Origin of the sequence: Acidovorax sp. HMWF018 (assembly GCF_003061035.1) — a bacterium.
Taxonomy (GTDB): Bacteria; Pseudomonadota; Gammaproteobacteria; order Burkholderiales; family Burkholderiaceae_C; genus Acidovorax; species Acidovorax delafieldii.
In genome coordinates this window covers 9025-9723 of the sequence record NZ_QAIM01000412.1, presented here as the reverse complement: position 1 = coordinate 9723, position 699 = coordinate 9025, and the positions used below count along the sequence as shown (strand labels likewise).

Here is a 699-nt window from a genome sequence, read left to right as displayed (position 1 = left end):
AGTTTTGCCTGGGCCTGGCGCAGGCGCTGCAGGGCGAGCCCGCCGTGTGGGCGCTGGCGGCCGACACCGACGGCATCGACGGCAGCGAAGACAACGCGGGGGCCTTTGTGTGCCCCGACACGCTGGCGCGCGCAGGCGCTGCAGGCCTGCGCATCGACGACCACCTGGCGCGCAACGACGCCTGGGGATTTTTTGCGGGGCTGGACGACCTGCTGGTCACCGGCCCCACACACACCAACGTGAACGATTTTCGGGTGCTACTGGTTTTGTAGCGCCTCAGGAATATTGCACTAGCGCTTGGGGCTGCTGGGGCTTGAAGAAGGCCCCAGGCGCCCTGTGCAGGCCTCAGAACCGGTGGCGGATGCCCACGCCGAAGCTGTTGCCCTTGGTCTGGTTGGTGATGCGGTCGTTCATGGCCATCACGTACACATCGGTGCGCTTGGACAGGAAGTAGTCATACCCCACGGTGAAGGTCTTGCGCGAGATGTCAGTAGCCGTCATCTTGGTCTGCGCCCACGATGCCAGCACCTTACCGGTGGCGCCTGCGGGCACCGACACGCCCAGCTGCGTCGTCTTGGCCTTGTTGGTGGTGTTGTCGGCCTTGGCCTGGCCGTAGCTCGCAAAGGCCTTCACGATCGCAAAGTCATACGCGCCGCCCAGCATCCAGTCGGTCTTGGTGGTGCCCAGGTAGGTGCTGGG

2 protein-coding genes are annotated in these 699 nt (G+C 65.1%); one reads left to right on the top strand and one right to left on the bottom strand.

Annotated features, from left to right (window positions below):
- Nucleotides 1-272: MOFRL family protein (locus DBR23_RS17035; RefSeq protein WP_304466215.1), on the top strand; the 272-nt coding region annotated here is incomplete at its 5' end.
- A 73-nt stretch (nt 273-345) separates the two neighbouring features.
- On the opposite strand, the gene DBR23_RS30905 is transcribed toward DBR23_RS17035, so the two are convergent.
- The coding region (locus tag DBR23_RS30905) for a porin (protein ID WP_233250519.1) at nt 346-699 on the bottom strand (354 nt) is incomplete at its 5' end.